Origin of the sequence: Flavobacterium sp. XN-5, from assembly GCF_008033395.2 — a bacterium.
GTDB lineage: Bacteria > Bacteroidota > Bacteroidia > Flavobacteriales > Flavobacteriaceae > Flavobacterium > Flavobacterium hiemivividum.
The window spans coordinates 84,284-101,355 of record NZ_VOGZ02000001.1 but is presented as its reverse complement, the minus strand read 5'-3'; the positions used below and the strand labels follow the sequence as shown (position 1 = coordinate 101,355).

Sequence of the window (17,072 nt, the reverse complement as noted above, 5' to 3'; positions counted from 1 at the left end):
TAAAAGCAATCGATTAGTTTCCTTTTAGTGATACTTCATATCAGAAAACTTAAACTTTACTCGTATCGTAAAGCTTCAATCGGGTCTAGATAAGCTGCTCTAATCGCAGGATATAATCCAGAAACGATTGCTACCATGAAGCTGGTGAAAAAAGCAGCAAGAATTGCTCCCCAAGGAATGACAAATGCAAAACTTAAAGCAGTCGCAATCCCAAAACCTATTAATATTCCTAAAATTATCCCCACTATTCCGCCCATTTGACCAATGAGTAAGGTTTCTATAAAAAACTGAATGGCGACAGTGGATCTTTTGGCGCCTAATGCTTTTCTGACTCCTATTTCCCTGGTCCTTTCGGTAACAGATACAATCATGATATTCATCAAGGCAATAGAAGACCCTAAAACGGTAATAATTCCTATTAGCCAGGAAGCGAGGCCAAGGTATTTTGTGATACCAAGGATTCTATTGATAAGATCGTCACTACGTACAACCCCAAAATTATTATCTCTTACCGGACTTAATTTTCGAACATTACGCATTGTAATTACGGCGTGATCGATGGCTTGGTCTAATAATTCACTATTGGAAACCATGATGCTCATCGTGTAATTAATATTGGGTGCGGTAAATAAAGATCTTGCGACTTGTATGGGAATTAAAACTCTTAAATCTTGCTTATTGCCAAAAGTGGAACCTTTCTCTTTCAGGATACCAATGACTTTGAATCTTGCGCCACGTATCGAGATTGTTTTGTCAATAGGGTTAACGTCTTTAAGAAGTCCTTTGCCAAAATCAGAGCCTACGATACATACATAGTTGTTATTGTCTATGTCAAAACCTGTAAAATTTCGCCCTAAGCTTGTTTCTAAACCAGAATTAGTCATGAAGTATTCGTCAACACCCACAACAGCAATTTCGGGATCTGTTTTGGTGGCTTCATATTTTACTTCTGCAGTAGAAGTTGCTGTAAATGAAAGGGAAGTTTCTGTAAATGGAAAGTCATATTTATCTTTAAAATCGACTGCTTCGGGATAGGAGATAATAGGATTTATAATTTCACGTTCTTCTCCTCCTTGTCTTTGCGCTGTGTTTTCATATTGTTTGACATTAAAAGTGTTTGCACCCATAGAAGCAAAATCAGAAGAAATCGTATTTTCCAGAGCAGAAACTACGGTCAAAATCCCCACTAAAGCTGTAATTCCTATAGCGATAATTAATACGGTGAGTGAGGTACGCAATATTTGGGTTCTAATAGAGCCAAAAGCAATTCGTACATTTTCTTTGAATAAATTTAACATCATAGTTGTTTGACACGAAAATACAATTTTTGTTACAAGTTTGTTTTGGAAGGAGGATTATTTATTTTAAAAATAAGATATTTGCAAGCTGAATTTGCGAGTTGGGAGTTTAAAGATTGGGATTTTATGACCAATCGATTGAATGCCGAATCCTAAATAATAAATCTTAAATAAAAAATAATGGCATCAAAACCGAGCATCCCTAAAGGAACAAGAGATTTTTCACCTGCTGAGGTGGCAAAGCGTCAATATATCATCCAAATTATTAAAAGTAATTTTGAGAAATTTGGTTTTCAACCGATAGAAACACCATCGTTTGAAAATTCAGATACCTTGATGGGAAAATACGGAGAAGAAGGCGATCGTCTGATTTTTAAAATTTTAAACTCTGGAGATTATTTGGCGAAAGCCAATGCAGCACATTTAGAAAATAAAGACAGTACAAAGCTTACATCTAGTATTTCTGAAAAAGCCTTGCGATATGACTTGACGGTTCCATTTGCTCGTTATGTGGTACAACATCAAAATGATATCGAATTCCCGTTTAAAAGATACCAAATCCAACCAGTTTGGCGTGCTGACCGACCTCAGAAAGGACGTTTCAGAGAATTTTTTCAATGTGATGCTGATGTGGTTGGTTCGAAATCTTTATGGCAAGAAGTAGAGTTAGTTCAACTTTATGATACTGTTTTTACGGAATTAGGTTTGAAAGGAGCTACTATCAAAATTAACAACAGAAAAATATTATCTGGAATAGCTGAGGTTATCGGAGCCTCGGATAAATTGATTGACTTTACTGTTGCGCTTGATAAACTAGATAAGATAGGTGAGGATGGCGTAAAAAAGGAAATGATAGAAAAAGGAATTGGAGCTGCAGCGATCGAGAAAGTTCAGCCTCTTTTTAATTTTACGGGTTCCATTACAGAAAAAATCGAAAAACTAGCGCTGCTTTTAGCTACTTCAGAAGAAGGGATGAGAGGAGTTGAAGAATTGCGTTTCATTTGTGAAAACGTAATTAAACTAGGATTGTCATCAGCAATATTAGATCTTGATGTAACGCTTGCGCGTGGATTAAATTATTATACCGGAGCAATATTTGAAGTGGCTGCGCCAAAAGAAGTGGCTATGGGTTCCATCGGTGGTGGTGGTCGATATGATGACTTGACTGGAATTTTCGGATTAAAGAATATGAGTGGTGTTGGAATATCTTTCGGATTAGATCGCATTTATTTAGTTGTCGAAGAATTGAATCTTTTTCCAGAGACCGTAACGGCAACTTCTAAAGCGCTGTTTATTAATTACGGTGATGCCGAAGCATTTTATGCTTTACAGGCGATTCAAAAATTAAGAGGCGAAGGTGTAAAAGTAGAATTATATCCAGATAATGCAAAAATGGCAAAGCAGTTTCAACATGCTGACAAGAGAAATATTCCTTATGCGGTAATTGTAGGAGAACAAGAAATAGCTTCAAATTCTTTTTCGCTGAAGAACTTAATTAGCGGAGAGCAAGTTTTACTTGACTTTGAAGGTTTGAAAAAGGCATTGTTATAGATTTATTTTTAGGCATAAAAAAAGCTTTGTTGAAAAACAAAGCTTTTTTTGATATGAGGTAATCACGAATTAATAATTGTTTAGGAACCAGTCTTCTATTTGTTTTTAACAAATTAAAAATGCAATTCAGATTAGAACCAGTAACAAACATAAAGAAATTAAACCACTAAAGTCTTAAAAAAGTCTTAAAATTTATTTTAAAGTAAAAAAGATAGGGTATAATGTTCTTCATTGGAAATAGTTGGTATTTAAAAAAAAAGAATGACAATTTGACATTTAGTTAGAATTGGCAGTACTTTTGCAATCCAAAGAAAAGTATAAAAAATGAAGTTTAAGAATATTTTTAAAAATAAGGGTAATATGACTACTGAAAATACAGAAATCGATAAAGAGATGGATGAGGTAACATTAGATAACAATACGACTGAAGAGCAAATTGTTGCTGATGAGTTGAGTGTTGAAGAGCAATTGGCACAAGACTTAGCGAAAGAGAAAGATAAATATTTACGATTATTTGCAGAATTTGAAAATTATAAAAGACGAACTTCAAAAGAGCGTATTGAATTGTATAAAACAGCAAATCAAGAAGTGCTTTTAGCTATGCTGCCTGTTTTAGACGATTATGACAGAGCAATGGTTGAAATAAGTAAATCTGAGGACAAGTTGCTTTTAAAAGGAGTGGAACTTATTCATGAAAAATTAAAAAGCACCCTAGTTTCAAAAGGATTAGAGGTAGTCGAAGTTAAAGCGGGTGATGCATTTGATGCTGATTTTGCTGAAGCGATTACATTAATACCTGCACCTTCTGATAAGATGAAAGGGAAAATTGTTGATGTTCTTGAAAAAGGATATAAACTAGGAGATAAGATTATTAGATTTCCAAAAGTGGTTGTAGGACAGTAATGTGAACATGTATAGACATTTTTAAATGCTTCTATACTTTCATAAGAAAAAATAAAGATGAAAAAAGATTTTTACGAAGTATTAGGGATTTCAAAAGGTGCTGATGCAGCAGCGATAAAGAAAGCTTACAGAAAAAAAGCTATTGAGTATCATCCTGACAAAAACCCTGGAGACAAATCGGCAGAAGAAAAGTTTAAAATAGCTGCTGAAGCTTATGAAATTTTAAGCGATCCGAATAAAAAAGCAAAATACGACCAAATGGGTCATCGTGCATTTGATGGTTCTGGAGGTTTTGGCGGCGGCGGACATGCAGGAATGAACATGGACGATATTTTCAGCCAATTTGGTGATATTTTTGGTAGCGCCTTTGGTGGCGGTGGCGGATTTAGCAGCGGTGGCGGAGGTCAACGCAGAACTAAAGGAAGTAACTTACGAATCAAGGTCAAATTGACATTAGAAGAAATTGCTAATGGCGTTGAGAAAAAAGTAAAAGTAAAACGTAAAGTTCAAGCGCCAGGTGTTTCTTATAAAACATGTTCTACCTGTAATGGGCAAGGGCAAGTAATGCGTGTTACTAATACCATACTTGGAAGAATGCAATCAGCATCTACCTGTCCTACTTGTAATGGATCAGGTCAGATTTTAGATAAAAAACCGTCAGAAGCAGATTCTCAAGGGATGATTGTTGAAGACGAAACGGTTTCAATTAAAATTCCTGCGGGTGTAGTTGATGGGATGCAGTTAAAAGTTTCTAACAAAGGAAACGATGCGCCTGGAAACAGTATTCCTGGAGATTTAATTGTCGCTATCGAAGAATTAGAGCATGAATTTTTGAAACGTGAAGGAGAGAACTTGCACTACGATTTATACATTAGTTTTCCTGAAGCTATTCTTGGAGTTTCTAAAGATATCGAAGCCATTAACGGAAAAGTTAGAATTAAATTAGAAGAAGGAATTCAATCTGGTAAGATTCTTAGGCTTAAAGGAAAAGGTATTCCAAATATAAATGGCTATGCAAGTGGTGATTTATTGGTGCATGTAAATGTATGGACTCCGAAAACGATGAATAAAGAGCAAAAGTCATTTTTTGAAAATAATATCAATGACGAGCATTTTATTCCAAATCCTGAAAAATCAGATAAATCATTTTTCGAGAAAGTAAAAGATATGTTTTCTTAATTTTTATAAAGGTTAAAAATTAAAATAAGTTTCCCATCCTTGTGAAAATAAGGATGGGTTTTTTTTATGTAACAATTATATCAATTTCGTTACTAATTATTTACTTTTACACAAATTCAAATTTTAGCATGAGTACTCTACTTGAAGTCAATAAAGTCGTGAAGCAATATGGTGATTACGTGGCGCTTAACGAAGTTTCATTAACAGTTCCCAAAGGCAGTATTTACGGACTTTTAGGTCCAAATGGCGCCGGAAAAACATCCTTAATCCGAATAATAAACCAAATTACCTTACCTGATAGTGGTGAAATTATCCTTGAAGGTGAAAAACTGCAGCCAAAACACGTACAATACATCGGTTATCTTCCTGAAGAAAGAGGTTTATACACCAGTATGAAAGTGGGCGAGCAATGCTTGTATCTCGCTCAAATGAAGGGTTTGTCAAAAGCAGAAGCTAAAAAGCAATTGGAATATTGGTTTGATAGGTTAGGAATTCAAGGTTGGTGGAATAAAAAGATTCAAGAACTTTCTAAAGGAATGGCCCAGAAAATTCAGTTTGTCGTTTGTGTCTTGCATAAACCTAAATTGCTGATTTTTGACGAACCTTTTTCTGGTTTTGACCCTGTAAATGCTAATGTAATTAAAGACGAAATTCTGGCGCTCCGAGAGGATGGCGCTACAATTATATTTTCTACACATCGTATGGAAAGTGTAGAAGAATTGTGTGATCATATTGCTTTGATCCACAAATCAAATAAACTTATTGAAGGAAAGTTAGACGATGTCAAAAGACAATTTAAAAGCAATAGCTTCGAAGTAGGAATTGTATCCGACAACGTAGAAAAGTTGATGTATGATATCACTCAAAAATTTACGGTATCTCCAGCAAATTTTAAATCGCTTGGAAAAGAGTTAAAACTCGAAATTCAACTTGGGAATGCGATGCCAAATGAATTGTTACAGGTATTGACCCAAAGAGGACAAGTGACTCATTTTGTGGAAAAAATCCCAAGTGTAAATGATATTTTTATTCAAACGGTAAGCGAAAAGTAAATAATTTTTAATGCAATGTTTTTAGATTACTGAAACCTAAAAGCATCAATCATAAATCACAAATTGAAATGAGTATTATTTCATTAATCATAAAAAGAGAATTTGTTGCCAAAGTGCGTAATAAATCTTTTATAGTTATGACCTTTTTAAGTCCGCTGCTATTTGTAGCTATCGCCGCATTTGTAGGGTATTTAAGTTCGATGAAAGCGGAGACTAAACGAATTGCGATTCACGACGAATCCGGATTGTTTGTAGAAGAATTTATAGCGCAAAACAATTCGAAAAGTGAATTTAAATACCTGGATTTATCATTAATTGATTCGAAATTCCTCAAGGATAGTATCACAAATGAAAGTTATGAGGGTTTATTGTTAATTCCAAAATCGAATAATGTTGCTGATTTTGAAAGTAAAATACAATTTATATCGAATAGCAGTCCCAGTATTTCTTTTATCGAAAAGGTGCAGGATATTGTCGCTAACAAAATTACCAAAACGAATCTAGTAGAAGCAAACTTAGATACTTTGGCGATTAGAAATGCTCAATCAAAGGTTAATATCAGCTTGGCGAAAGCCTCAGGAGAGGAAAGTGTAAAAGGACTTAATGAAATAAAAATTGCCATTGGTGGTGGTTTTGGTTACTTAATTATGATGTTTATTATCATTTATGGTAATATGGTGATGCGTAGTGTGATCGAAGAAAAGACAAATCGTATTATCGAAATTATTATTTCATCGGTAAAGCCGTTTCAATTAATGATTGGTAAAATTATCGGAACCTCATTGGCTGGAATTCTTCAATTTTTTATATGGGCTATAATAGGACTGTCGCTAATGTTTGCCGCTTCAATATTTTTTGGAGTAAATGTGGGGCCAACAGCAAGAGTTTCTCCTGAATTAATGGAACAGGCACAACATGAATTGTCTGGGACTGTACAAATGTATATCAAAGAATTGTGGAACTTGCCTATTGCGAGTATGCTCATCGGTTTTGTAGTTTATTTCATTGGTGGATACTTTCTATACAGTTCTTTTTATGCCGCGATCGGTGCTGCTGTAGACAATCAAACGGATTCGCAACAATTTCTTCTGCCTATCATAATGCCTTTAATGCTGAGTGTTTATGTAGGGTTTTTTAGTGTAATGAATGATCCGCACGGTACTTTGGCCGTTGTATTTTCGATGATTCCGCTCACATCGCCTATAGTTATGTTGATGCGAATTCCGTTTGGCGTACCTTTGTGGCAAATTGCCATTTCCGTAACCTTGTTATTTGCGACATTCTTCTCAGTAGTTTGGTTTGCAGCAAAAATTTATCGTGTGGGAATCTTGATGTACGGAAAGAAACCTACCTGGAAAGAATTATACAAATGGCTTAAATATTAAAGTTTATTTGGTTGTTCGTTGCTTCGGTTATCCGAAACTTCAAAAACCAAATGCTAATAATTAAAAGATAAATGAGTAAAATATTAATTATAGAAGACGAAGCAGCTATTAGAAGAGTACTTTCAAAAATACTTTCTGAGGAGAGTGACACCTATCAGGTGGAAGATGCAGAAGATGGTATCGTAGGTTTTGAAAAAATAAAAAATAACGATTACGATCTTGTTTTGTGCGATATAAAAATGCCGAAAATGGACGGTGTTGAATTGCTAGAAGCTGTCAAAAAAATAAAACCAGAAATTCCAATTGTTATGATCTCGGGTCACGGTGATATGGAAACGGCAATTAATACAATGCGATTAGGTGCGTTTGATTATATATCAAAACCACCTGATTTAAACCGATTGTTGAATACAGTTAGAAACGCATTGGACAGAAAACAGCTTGTGGTTGAGAATAAGATTTTAAAGAAAAAAGTCAGTAAAAACTACGAGATGATTGGCGAAAGTGAAGCGATCAATCATATTAAGATAATGATTGATAAAGTAGCCGAAACTGAAGCTCGAGTCCTGATAACAGGGCCTAACGGAACTGGTAAAGAGTTAGTAGCACATCAATTACATGAAAAAAGTGAGCGTGCTAACTTTCCTTTAATCGAAGTGAATTGTGCAGCGATTCCATCTGAATTAATAGAGAGTGAATTGTTTGGTCATGTAAAAGGAGCATTTACATCAGCGGTAAAAGACCGCGCTGGTAAATTTGAAGCTGCCGATAAAGGAACTATTTTTCTGGATGAAATTGGAGATATGAGTCTTTCGGCTCAAGCCAAAGTATTGAGAGCGTTACAAGAAAGCGTGATTACAAGAGTAGGAGCAGATAAAGATATAAAGGTTGACGTTCGTGTAATGGCGGCTACAAATAAAGATTTGAAAGTCGAAATTGCCGAAGGCCGTTTCCGAGAAGATTTATACCATAGACTGGCAGTGATTTTGATCAAAGTTCCTTCGCTGAACGATAGACGCGAAGATATTCCGATGTTGATTTCTCATTTTGCTTCCAAAATTGCTTCCGAGCAAGGAAACGCAGTGAAGAAATTTTCTGGAGACGCTGTAAAGTTATTGCAGGCATACGATTGGACCGGAAATATACGAGAATTGCGCAATGTAGTAGAGCGTTTGATTATCCTTGGCGGAAGCGAGATTTCTGAAAATGATGTTAAGCTGTTCGCCAGTAAATAATATTGTAGTTAGATTTTAGATTCAAATTAGCCAATATAATATATAAAATGAAAAAACGGAATAAAGTAATTTTAATAGTAATATTCATTGCATTACTATTTTTTGGTTTTAAAATATTCCGATTTATACAAATAGATAATTGTTTAGATAAAAGTGGTTGTTGGAATTATGAAAGATGCGAATGTGAAAACAAATAATTTCTTTTAATTAAATCCTAAATCTAAAATCCTAAATTAAAATATGAAATTAAAGAAAATAAACGAAAAGTTACGTGAAGGATTAGTTGATAACGGTTTAACCGAAGCTAATACTTTACAAAAAGAAACTTTTTCTACTTTAAAAAGTGGTGCGGACTGTATTATTATTGCGCCAAAAGGAAGCGGTAAATCGACTACAATTGTTATCAATGTGATCCAGCAACTGGTTTGTGAGGGAGAACAATCACCTCGTGCTTTGATTATTGTAGAAGATAAAGCCAAGGTATTAGAAATGGAGGCTATCTTCGAGAAATTCGAAAGATATACTGATTTGGTTGTTTACGGAGTGCACGACAGAGGTGATATGGAATATGATAAAAACTATATTTCTGGAGGAGTTGATGTATTGATAGGAACACCAATTAAGTTGAACGAAATGTTTACCACGGCTGGTTTTAATGTAAACAGATTGAAAATGTTTATTATTGATGACACTGATCCTATTTTGAAATTGCGCCATGAAACTAAACTGATGCGCATGTCAAATAGCATTAATAAAACGCAACGCATTATATTCGCCGAACGACTTACGGAGCGAATAGAAAGTCTTGCTGACAAAATGATGATAGAGCCTTATTTATTCGAAATCGAAGAAGGTGAAGAAGAGAATGAGGAAGAAGAGGATACAAAATAATTTAAAAATAAAGTAAAATGGGATTAATGAAAGTGTTTTCAGGAAGCGAAATATTAGCAATGGCTTTAAAAGAAAAGATTGAAGCAGCAGGTGTTGATACGGTGATGAAAGATAATATTCAATCGGCTAGATTAGCGGGTTTTGGAAGTTCTGGTTCTGCTGTTGAGATTTTTATACAGGAAACTGATTTTGCAAAAGCAAATCCAATTATCGAAGAATTTAGGTTAAGTATTTAATAAAGAATAACTATTTTATAGATTTAAACCCTAGATGTCTTTTTTGATATCAGGGTTTTCTTTTTTAATGGTTGTATAAAAATAAAAAAAGAGAATGAAATATAAGATGCTGGTTTTAGACATGGACGATACCTTGTTGACTGACGACCATAAAATTTCGGATGAAAATAAGGAAATGATTGCTATAGCTCAGGCAAAAGGAGTTTATGTTATTTTAGCGTCTGGAAGACCAACTCCTGCAATGGCGGCTTATGCCAAGGAATTGAAAATGGATAATTCCTATATGATTTCTTATAATGGAGCGGTGATCACAGATTTAAAAGAAGAGAAAGTAATTTTCGAACAATCTCTGACTCAGGAAGAAATACATAAATTATATGACTACAGTATAAAAAGCAAAACCCATATCATTACTTATCTAGACGGTAAAGTGTTGAGTGAAACGAATTCAGAATACATCGATATTGAGTTGCATATTACAGGTTTATCACACAATAAAGTTTTGGATTTCAAAGGTGCTGTTACTTCATCGGCTGTCAAGTGCATTTTGCTTGAAGAGCCAAGTTACCTGAAAGAAGTAGAGAAAGACTTAAAACTAGCCATGCCTCATTTGAGCGTGAGTATGTCGAAGCCTTTTTTCCTGGAAGTGGCGCCAAATGGCATAGATAAAGCAGCAAGTATTAAAATATTGGCAGAGAAACTAGGTATTCACCAAAGCGAAATCATCGCAGTAGGGAACGCAGGAAATGATTTGACAATGATAGAATATGCTGGATTGGGTATTTGGGTCGATAACGTTACTCCTGAATTAAGAGATAGAGCTAATGTAATTGTCGCATCAAATAATGATCATGGAGTTGCTGAGGTTGTGCGAAGATTTATTTTGAATTAAGGTTTTTCCTCTAATTCAAATATCAGAGGTTTTTAAATTATACAGAAGCTTTCTGGAAATGATATGAAATGGAATCCGGATTGGCTTTTGCACTATATAATGACCGTTACGCATATGAAGGACGGATTGAATTTTATATTGATTCAACGGCTTCCATTAATGAAATCTCCTTAATAGAAAATCTCCGATAATTCATGTGAATTATCGGAGATTTTAGTTTTTTCCTTTTATTTCTTTTTAGGATCGTAAGTTACGGTATTAATATCAACAGTCATTTCAGCTAGACGCTTGGCTACATTTTCTGGTACCTCTTTTTGAAAGCGACCACCTAAAATGCTAGCTAAGAATCTTTCGATTTCTGCGTACATAGCCATGTTATTTACTGGTTTCGCAAATCCATGACCTTCATCATCGGCTAAAATGTAAGATACTTGCTTGCCTTTGTCTCGCAACGCAACCACAATTTGTTCTGCTTCGGCTTTTTTAACTCTAGGGTCGTTTGCTCCCTGAATAATCAGCAATGGTTTTACAATTTTGTCTGCGCTGAAAAGTGGGCTAGCATCATGAATTAATTTTTTACCAATTTCAGTGTTTGGGTCGCCAACCATTCCATATAAAAACGCTCTTCCGGCTTCCCAATAAGCGGGTATTGACTCTAATAATGTAAATATATTACTTGGCCCCACAATATCGACGCCACACGTATATAAGTCTGGAGTAAAAGCTAAGCCAGCCAAAGTAGCATAACCGCCATAACTTCCACCCATAATGGCAACCTTATCTTTGTTTGCAATACCGTTTGAAATTAAATATTTAGTTCCCCAAGTGACATCGTCTTGCATACGTTTCCCCCATTCTAAGTCTCCTGCGTTTAAGAATTTTTTTCCATAACCGCCGCTTGCTCTAAAATTGGGTTGTAAAACGGCATATCCTCTATTTGCCAAAAACTGAGCGATAGAATTATATCCCCAATTATCTCTTGGGCCTTTTGGTCCACCGTGGACTAGAATTACTGTTGGTAAATTTTTACTGTCTTTTCCTACGGGCAGTGTTAAATATCCTGTAATTTCTAGGCCGTCGCTACTTTTATAAGAAATAGGTTTCATAGGAGCTAAATACGCTTCCACTTTCTTTAAATCGGGTCTTGGAACATATTGCAGTAACAATTCTTTGGTTTCTGAATTAAAAAAATAGACTTCAGCAGCATATTTATCACCAGAGACGGATACTAAAAATTTCTTTTCATCATTAGTTTGACTTTGAAAACCAATCTCTCTTCCAGGAAATTTTGATTGTAAAAATTTATAACTTGCTTCCCGTTTTTTATTTTTCCAGACGTATTCTGTCTTGTCATCAGTATAAGATGTAGAAATTAATTCTCTAGTTACTTCGCTAACAGTTAGATTTCCAAAATCTACTCTGTTCTTTGGATCGCTCTCTATTTTTTTTAGTTTTAGAGTGCTTAAATCCATTAGAAAGAGGGTCGAAAGATCTAAGTCTCCTTTGTTAGTTACAAAGTAGGCTTGTTTATTATCTGGCGTCCAGCTGGCAATGTAAGCTTGCTCTGTTACTGTAGTTTCATAAATTGGAGTCAGTTTAGCTCCTTCTTTTTTAAAGAATGTGGTAGTTCCCTTTTGGTCAGTTTTAGAGAGCACTCTCAGGTTCTCATCCCAATCAAAGTCATAACCGGTAACTCTGTCTTTGTTCTCATACATTTTGGTAAGTTCAGCTGTCGAAATTTTAAGTTGATACAAATCATGCCAAGCTTTGTCTCTATCATTTAGTGAAACTATTATTATATCTGGATTTTTCTTGCTGACTAAATTTATTTGAGCTGTAATTTCTTTTAAAGGAGTAATATTTCTAGAGGTAGGAACGGAATTATTTTCTACTGTCTCCATTGGGTCAACTGCAAAAATATTTATATTTTCGTCGCCGTTTTCATCTTTTACATATAAAATGTATTTTCCGTCGTATGACCAAAAATAGCCACGCATCGGGCGTTTACTATCGGTAAGAGGGCGTGCTTTACTAAAAGGTTCGTCAAATTTTTTGACCCAAATATTCATTATTCCTTCGTATGCTTTCATAAATGAAATCCATTTTCCATCTGGGCTTAATTGTCCGCCAGCAATTTCGGGATTACCAAAAAATAATTCTCTATCTAAAATAGGAGTTGTAGGATTTGTTGCAGTTTGCGCAATTGTAGTACTAACTGAAATTAGGAATACAAATAGCCATAAGGATTGTTTTTTCATAGTTCAAATTTTAAAATGGTTAGTTATTACTGTTTAAGAAATAGATAGTATATTATTGTCTTGTTTCTATTGAGTACTTTGTAATCTTTCACTACAATTGCACAAATGTAAATGTAGTAAATTATGTAAACACTTGATTATTAATATTTAATATGACGTAAAATAGTTTTTACTGCTCAGTTTCCAATCAAATTTGTTAGAAATAGTAATGATTTTCTAATTTCTATGTGGGAAGGTTTTGGTCATTTAGATTAGAATAATGACTTAGTATTTATTCGAAATAGTTGCTTTGAAGTTATAATTAGGATTTACACTTTACATACCTTGGTTTTCTTCATAGCGATATTATGGATTTGAGCTCGATCCAAATGGAATGGCTATCAAACTATAATCGGAATTTGGCGCGATCACATTACGCCAGATTTAAGAGATAAATGGATTGTTATTGTCGCTTTAAATAATGATTATGGAGTTGTAGGTAGTGAAGGAATTTATTTTGAATTAGAGGTTTTATTTCTTTTTCTTAGGTGGTTTGCAAGTTTTACAAAAGTCAGGATAGTTCTGAATTTGTTTGGAGACTTCGGTGTGGAGGGCGGTAAGTTTTGCTGTTTCAAGACCCAAATTAGTGCTTTTTGCAGCCGTGGCATGCTCTTCGGTATATTGTTTTTGTATTTGGTCGTAAATAACTTTTAAAAAGCTAACATCAGAAAAAGTTCCTTTTTGCTCGTAGATTTCTTTGCGTAGTTTACGAGCATACAGTTCAGATAAATCAAATTCATAGCGTGCAAAATCCAGCAGTTTGTTGGCCGTGAGTGCATCTGGAGCAATTAGATATGCTGCGTCTCTTTGAAACGAGCAATTTACTTTGGAGTTAAAGTTTTTAGTAAACATAAACTCTACATTACTCATCATAAATGCAAAATCAAGGCTTGAAGCGGTGTTAATGCTAGTGACAGTAACTTCACTTCCAATTTGTGTAGCGTTTGACTGAAAATCGGATAACTGCAGTTGATAGGTACCGTCCCATTCAATAGCATTCTGTGCATTTGAGATTACTACTTGGAAAAACAGAAAAAATACGATGGCTATTTTCATTTGTATGTTACGATTTAGGGATGCTCTTTTTTACTTTTTTCAAACTCAATAAATTCAAAGGATTAATCCCTAAGCCAGTGACTTCCTTTCTGGTGAATCTGGCTACTTTGTCATAAAACAAAGGAATTATTGGTGCTTGATCAATTATAATTTTGTCCATCTTTTGATACAAAACAAATCGTTTTTCATCATCGGTTTCTTTAAAAGCCTGTTCGTATAAACGATCGAATTCCGCATTTTTAAAATGGGTATAATTGGGCCCATTTGGAGAGAAATTATTACTGTAAAATAGCGATAAATAATTCTCAGCATCAGGATAATCAGCAATCCAGCTCGCTCTGAAAAAAGAAACTTTTCCCGTAGATATAGCTTGACGCAACGTAGAAGGCGGACTGATATCAACCTGAACATCTAAACCTATTTTTTGCCATTCCCTTTGTAAAAACTCTCCAATATCTACATAAGAAGCGTTCGTACTCAATTGAATTACGGGTTTCTTATCACCCGTAGCTTTCTTGTACTCATTTACTAATTTTTTCGCCTTCTCGATATCGTAAGTGTATCCTTTGGCATTATTAAAACTAGGTAATCCTGCTGGAATAATTCCGTTTACTGCCGGTGTTCCCATATTATTTCGCAAATAAGTAATCATTTTCTGGCGGTCAAAACCGTAATTCATTGCTTGACGAATGCGTAAGTCTAAAACTGCTTTGTCAGTACCATCCATTCTAAAACCAAGGTATTCCGTATTAAGATAAGGCCCAGTTATAAGGTTGATTTCATTTTTATATTTGGGTTGCAATTCTCCTTTTTGAGTCAAAATATCATCTTTATAAGAAGGATCCAGCCCTGAAGTAAAATCTAATTTCCCTTGTATGAATTGTAGAAAGCCACTTTGCTTGTCTGGTAAAAAAGTAATAGCAACAGCTTCGAGATATGGCAACGCATTACCATCTTCGTCTTTTTCATAGAATAAAGGATTTTTTCGCAAGACCAGTTTTACGTTTTCTTCCCATAATTTCATTTGGAAAGGGCCAGTTCCTATTGGGTTTGAACGAAAATCACTTCCATAATGGGAAACTACTTCTTTTGGTACAACTGAGGCATATTTCATGGTCATTAAACCCAGGAAAGCAGGAAAAGGTTTTATGAGTTTGATTTCAAAAATGCTATCGTTTTGCGCTTTGAAGCTTTCTACGTTTTGTAAAACCCAACCACCGGGAGAAGCGACTTTTTCGTCTAATAATCTGTTTAAGCTGTATTCAAAATCGGAGGCGGTTACAGTTCTGGTGCTGTCTTTACCAAATAAGACGTGTTTTTGGAAATAGATGTCTTTTCGCAACGTAAAAGTATAGGTTTTTGCATCGGACGAAATAGTCCAGGTTTTGGCAATATCGGGCTGAATATTTAAGCTGTCATCTAGTTGTAGTAAACCGTTAAAAATGTGGTTGCAAGCCCAGATATTCGATTGCACTTTTGAGAAAGCAGGGTCAAGAGAAGTGATATTAGAACTTTCATTGTATCGAAAAACAAGATGATGTTTATTTTCTGCACTGTCTTTTCCACAGGAAACAAATGTTAATACAATACAAAGCGTTGATATATAGTGAATTATTGATTTCATTTTAAAGAATATTGTACGTAAATTTGCAAACTCTTTTTACAAAGATGTAAATATAATAAGTTACTACTAAAAACGTAGTTTATCCCTATGGAAAACAGAAAAAAAGTTGCCTTTTATACGCTTGGATGCAAACTGAATTTTTCAGAAACTTCTACGATTGCAAGAAGTTTTGAAGACGAAGGTTTTGATCGTGTAGATTTTGAAGAAGTCGCTGATATGTATGTAATCAATACATGCTCCGTTACTGAAAATGCCGACAAGCAATTCAAGCAAGTGGTTAAGAAAGCAATGAAACTTAATGATAAAGCTTTTGTAGCCGCTGTGGGTTGTTATGCACAGTTAAAACCAGAAGAATTAGCTGCAGTTGATGGAGTTGATTTAGTTCTGGGAGCTACTGAAAAATTTAAAATTACCGATTACATCAATGATTTGTCCAAAAATGATTTTGGGGAAGTACATTCTTGTGAGATCGCCGATGCTGATTTCTATGTGGGAAGTTACTCGATAGGTGACAGAACCCGAGCTTTCTTGAAAGTGCAAGATGGTTGTGATTACAAATGTACCTATTGCACGATTCCACTTGCTAGAGGAATTTCTAGAAGTGATGAATTAAACAATGTTTTGAAAAATGCTTACGAGATTTCGCAGCAAAATATCAAGGAAATTGTCCTTACAGGTGTGAATATTGGAGATTACGGAAAAGGGGAATTTGGAAACAAAAAGCACGAACATACTTTCTTAGAATTAGTTCAGGAATTAGACAAAGTAGAAGGGATTGAGCGTTTACGAATTTCATCTATAGAGCCTAATTTATTGAAAAATGAAACTATTGAATTTGTTTCGAAAAGCAGAACTTTTGTACCGCATTTTCATATACCATTGCAGTCTGGAAGTAATGATATTTTGAAATTGATGAAACGTCGTTACCAGCGTGAAATATATACTGAGAGAGTAAATAAAATTAGAGAAGTAATGCCTCATGCCTGTATTGGTGTGGACGTGATTGTTGGATTCCCTGGTGAAACTGATGAACATTTCTTAGAAACGTATCGTTACTTGAATGAAATGGATATTTCTTATTTGCATGTTTTCAAGTATTCTGAACGGGATAATACAGAAGCTGCAGATATGGATGGTGTTGTACCTGAGAATGTCCGTGTGAAAAGAAGTAAAATGATGCGTGGATTATCGGTAAAAAAACGTCGCGCTTTTTATGAAAGTCAGTTGGGAAGTACTAGAACAGTTCTTTTCGAAAGTGAAAATAAAGAAGGATATATTCATGGTTTTACGGAGAACTACGTGAAAGTAAAAACACCATGGAATCCAGAATTGGTAAATACTTTGCATGAAATTAATTTGACTACAATTGACACTGATGGTAGTGTTAGAATGGAATTTGTAGCGGTTGAGGTGTAAGAATAGCAAGATAATTTAAATTATTAAACCATTAAGGGATTAAGAAAATTAAGGGTA

Annotated in this window: 14 protein-coding genes; 10 read left to right on the top strand and 4 right to left on the bottom strand. The window is 34.7% G+C overall.

Translation table 11 applies throughout. The features are described 5' to 3' along the window. Positions 1-56: 56 nt before the first annotated feature. Positions 57-1,301, bottom strand: coding sequence for an ABC transporter permease (locus tag FQU23_RS00435; RefSeq protein ID WP_147672116.1), 1,245 nt, complete (start codon positions 1,299-1,301; stop codon positions 57-59). A 177-nt stretch (positions 1,302-1,478) separates the two neighbouring features. Between FQU23_RS00435 and hisS the strand changes: the two genes are divergently transcribed. The 9 genes from hisS to FQU23_RS00390 all read left to right on the top strand — a co-directional run bounded on the left by hisS (position 1,479) and on the right by FQU23_RS00390 (position 10,622). Beyond that, on the top strand, positions 1,479-2,849 hold the full coding sequence (gene hisS / locus FQU23_RS00430) for a histidine--tRNA ligase (RefSeq protein WP_147672115.1): 1,371 nt from the start codon (positions 1,479-1,481) through the stop codon (positions 2,847-2,849). A gap of 324 nt (positions 2,850-3,173) precedes the next feature. Further along, positions 3,174-3,752, top strand: coding sequence for a nucleotide exchange factor GrpE (locus tag FQU23_RS00425; protein ID WP_132108116.1), 579 nt, complete (start codon positions 3,174-3,176; stop codon positions 3,750-3,752). Positions 3,753-3,809: 57 nt separating this feature from the next. Then, on the top strand, positions 3,810-4,931 hold the full coding sequence (gene dnaJ, locus FQU23_RS00420) for a molecular chaperone DnaJ (RefSeq protein ID WP_147672114.1): 1,122 nt from the start codon (positions 3,810-3,812) through the stop codon (positions 4,929-4,931). A 128-nt stretch (positions 4,932-5,059) separates the two neighbouring features. Beyond that, complete coding sequence (locus FQU23_RS00415; RefSeq protein WP_147672113.1) at positions 5,060-5,983, top strand: ABC transporter ATP-binding protein; 924 nt, start codon at positions 5,060-5,062, stop codon at positions 5,981-5,983. A 68-nt stretch (positions 5,984-6,051) separates the two neighbouring features. Further along, positions 6,052-7,368, top strand: coding sequence for an ABC transporter permease (locus tag FQU23_RS00410; RefSeq protein ID WP_147672112.1), 1,317 nt, complete (start codon positions 6,052-6,054; stop codon positions 7,366-7,368). A 71-nt stretch (positions 7,369-7,439) separates the two neighbouring features. Then, positions 7,440-8,603, top strand: a complete 1,164-nt coding sequence (locus tag FQU23_RS00405; RefSeq protein ID WP_147672111.1) for a sigma-54-dependent transcriptional regulator — start codon at positions 7,440-7,442, stop codon at positions 8,601-8,603. Positions 8,604-8,843: 240 nt separating this feature from the next. After that, positions 8,844-9,494 (top strand): DEAD/DEAH box helicase, encoded by a 651-nt coding sequence (locus FQU23_RS00400; protein ID WP_147672110.1) that lies wholly within the window; start codon positions 8,844-8,846, stop codon positions 9,492-9,494. 17 nt (positions 9,495-9,511) lie between these two features. Then, a complete protein-coding gene (locus FQU23_RS00395) occupies positions 9,512-9,730 on the top strand; it encodes a putative signal transducing protein (protein WP_132108104.1) in 219 nt (72 codons plus the stop codon). Between the two features lie 94 nt (positions 9,731-9,824). After that, positions 9,825-10,622: a Cof-type HAD-IIB family hydrolase gene (locus FQU23_RS00390; RefSeq protein ID WP_147672109.1), complete on the top strand. Its 798-nt coding sequence runs from the start codon at positions 9,825-9,827 to the stop codon at positions 10,620-10,622. Positions 10,623-10,849: 227 nt separating this feature from the next. Here FQU23_RS00390 and FQU23_RS00385 read toward each other — a convergent pair whose 3' ends face one another. From FQU23_RS00385 to FQU23_RS00375, 3 genes are all read right to left on the bottom strand, one after another. Beyond that, positions 10,850-12,880: a S9 family peptidase gene (locus FQU23_RS00385; RefSeq protein WP_147672108.1), complete on the bottom strand. Its 2,031-nt coding sequence runs from the start codon at positions 12,878-12,880 to the stop codon at positions 10,850-10,852. 510 nt (positions 12,881-13,390) lie between these two features. After that, a complete protein-coding gene (locus FQU23_RS00380; RefSeq protein ID WP_147672107.1) occupies positions 13,391-13,975 on the bottom strand; it encodes a hypothetical protein in 585 nt (194 codons plus the stop codon). Positions 13,976-13,982: 7 nt separating this feature from the next. Continuing rightward, complete coding sequence (locus FQU23_RS00375; protein WP_147672106.1) at positions 13,983-15,599, bottom strand: ABC transporter substrate-binding protein; 1,617 nt, start codon at positions 15,597-15,599, stop codon at positions 13,983-13,985. An 87-nt stretch (positions 15,600-15,686) separates the two neighbouring features. On the opposite strand from FQU23_RS00375, the gene mtaB reads away from it, so the two are divergent. Beyond that, positions 15,687-17,015, top strand: coding sequence for a tRNA (N(6)-L-threonylcarbamoyladenosine(37)-C(2))-methylthiotransferase MtaB (mtaB, locus tag FQU23_RS00370; protein WP_147672105.1), 1,329 nt, complete (start codon positions 15,687-15,689; stop codon positions 17,013-17,015). The last annotated feature ends 57 nt before the right edge of the window (positions 17,016-17,072 follow it).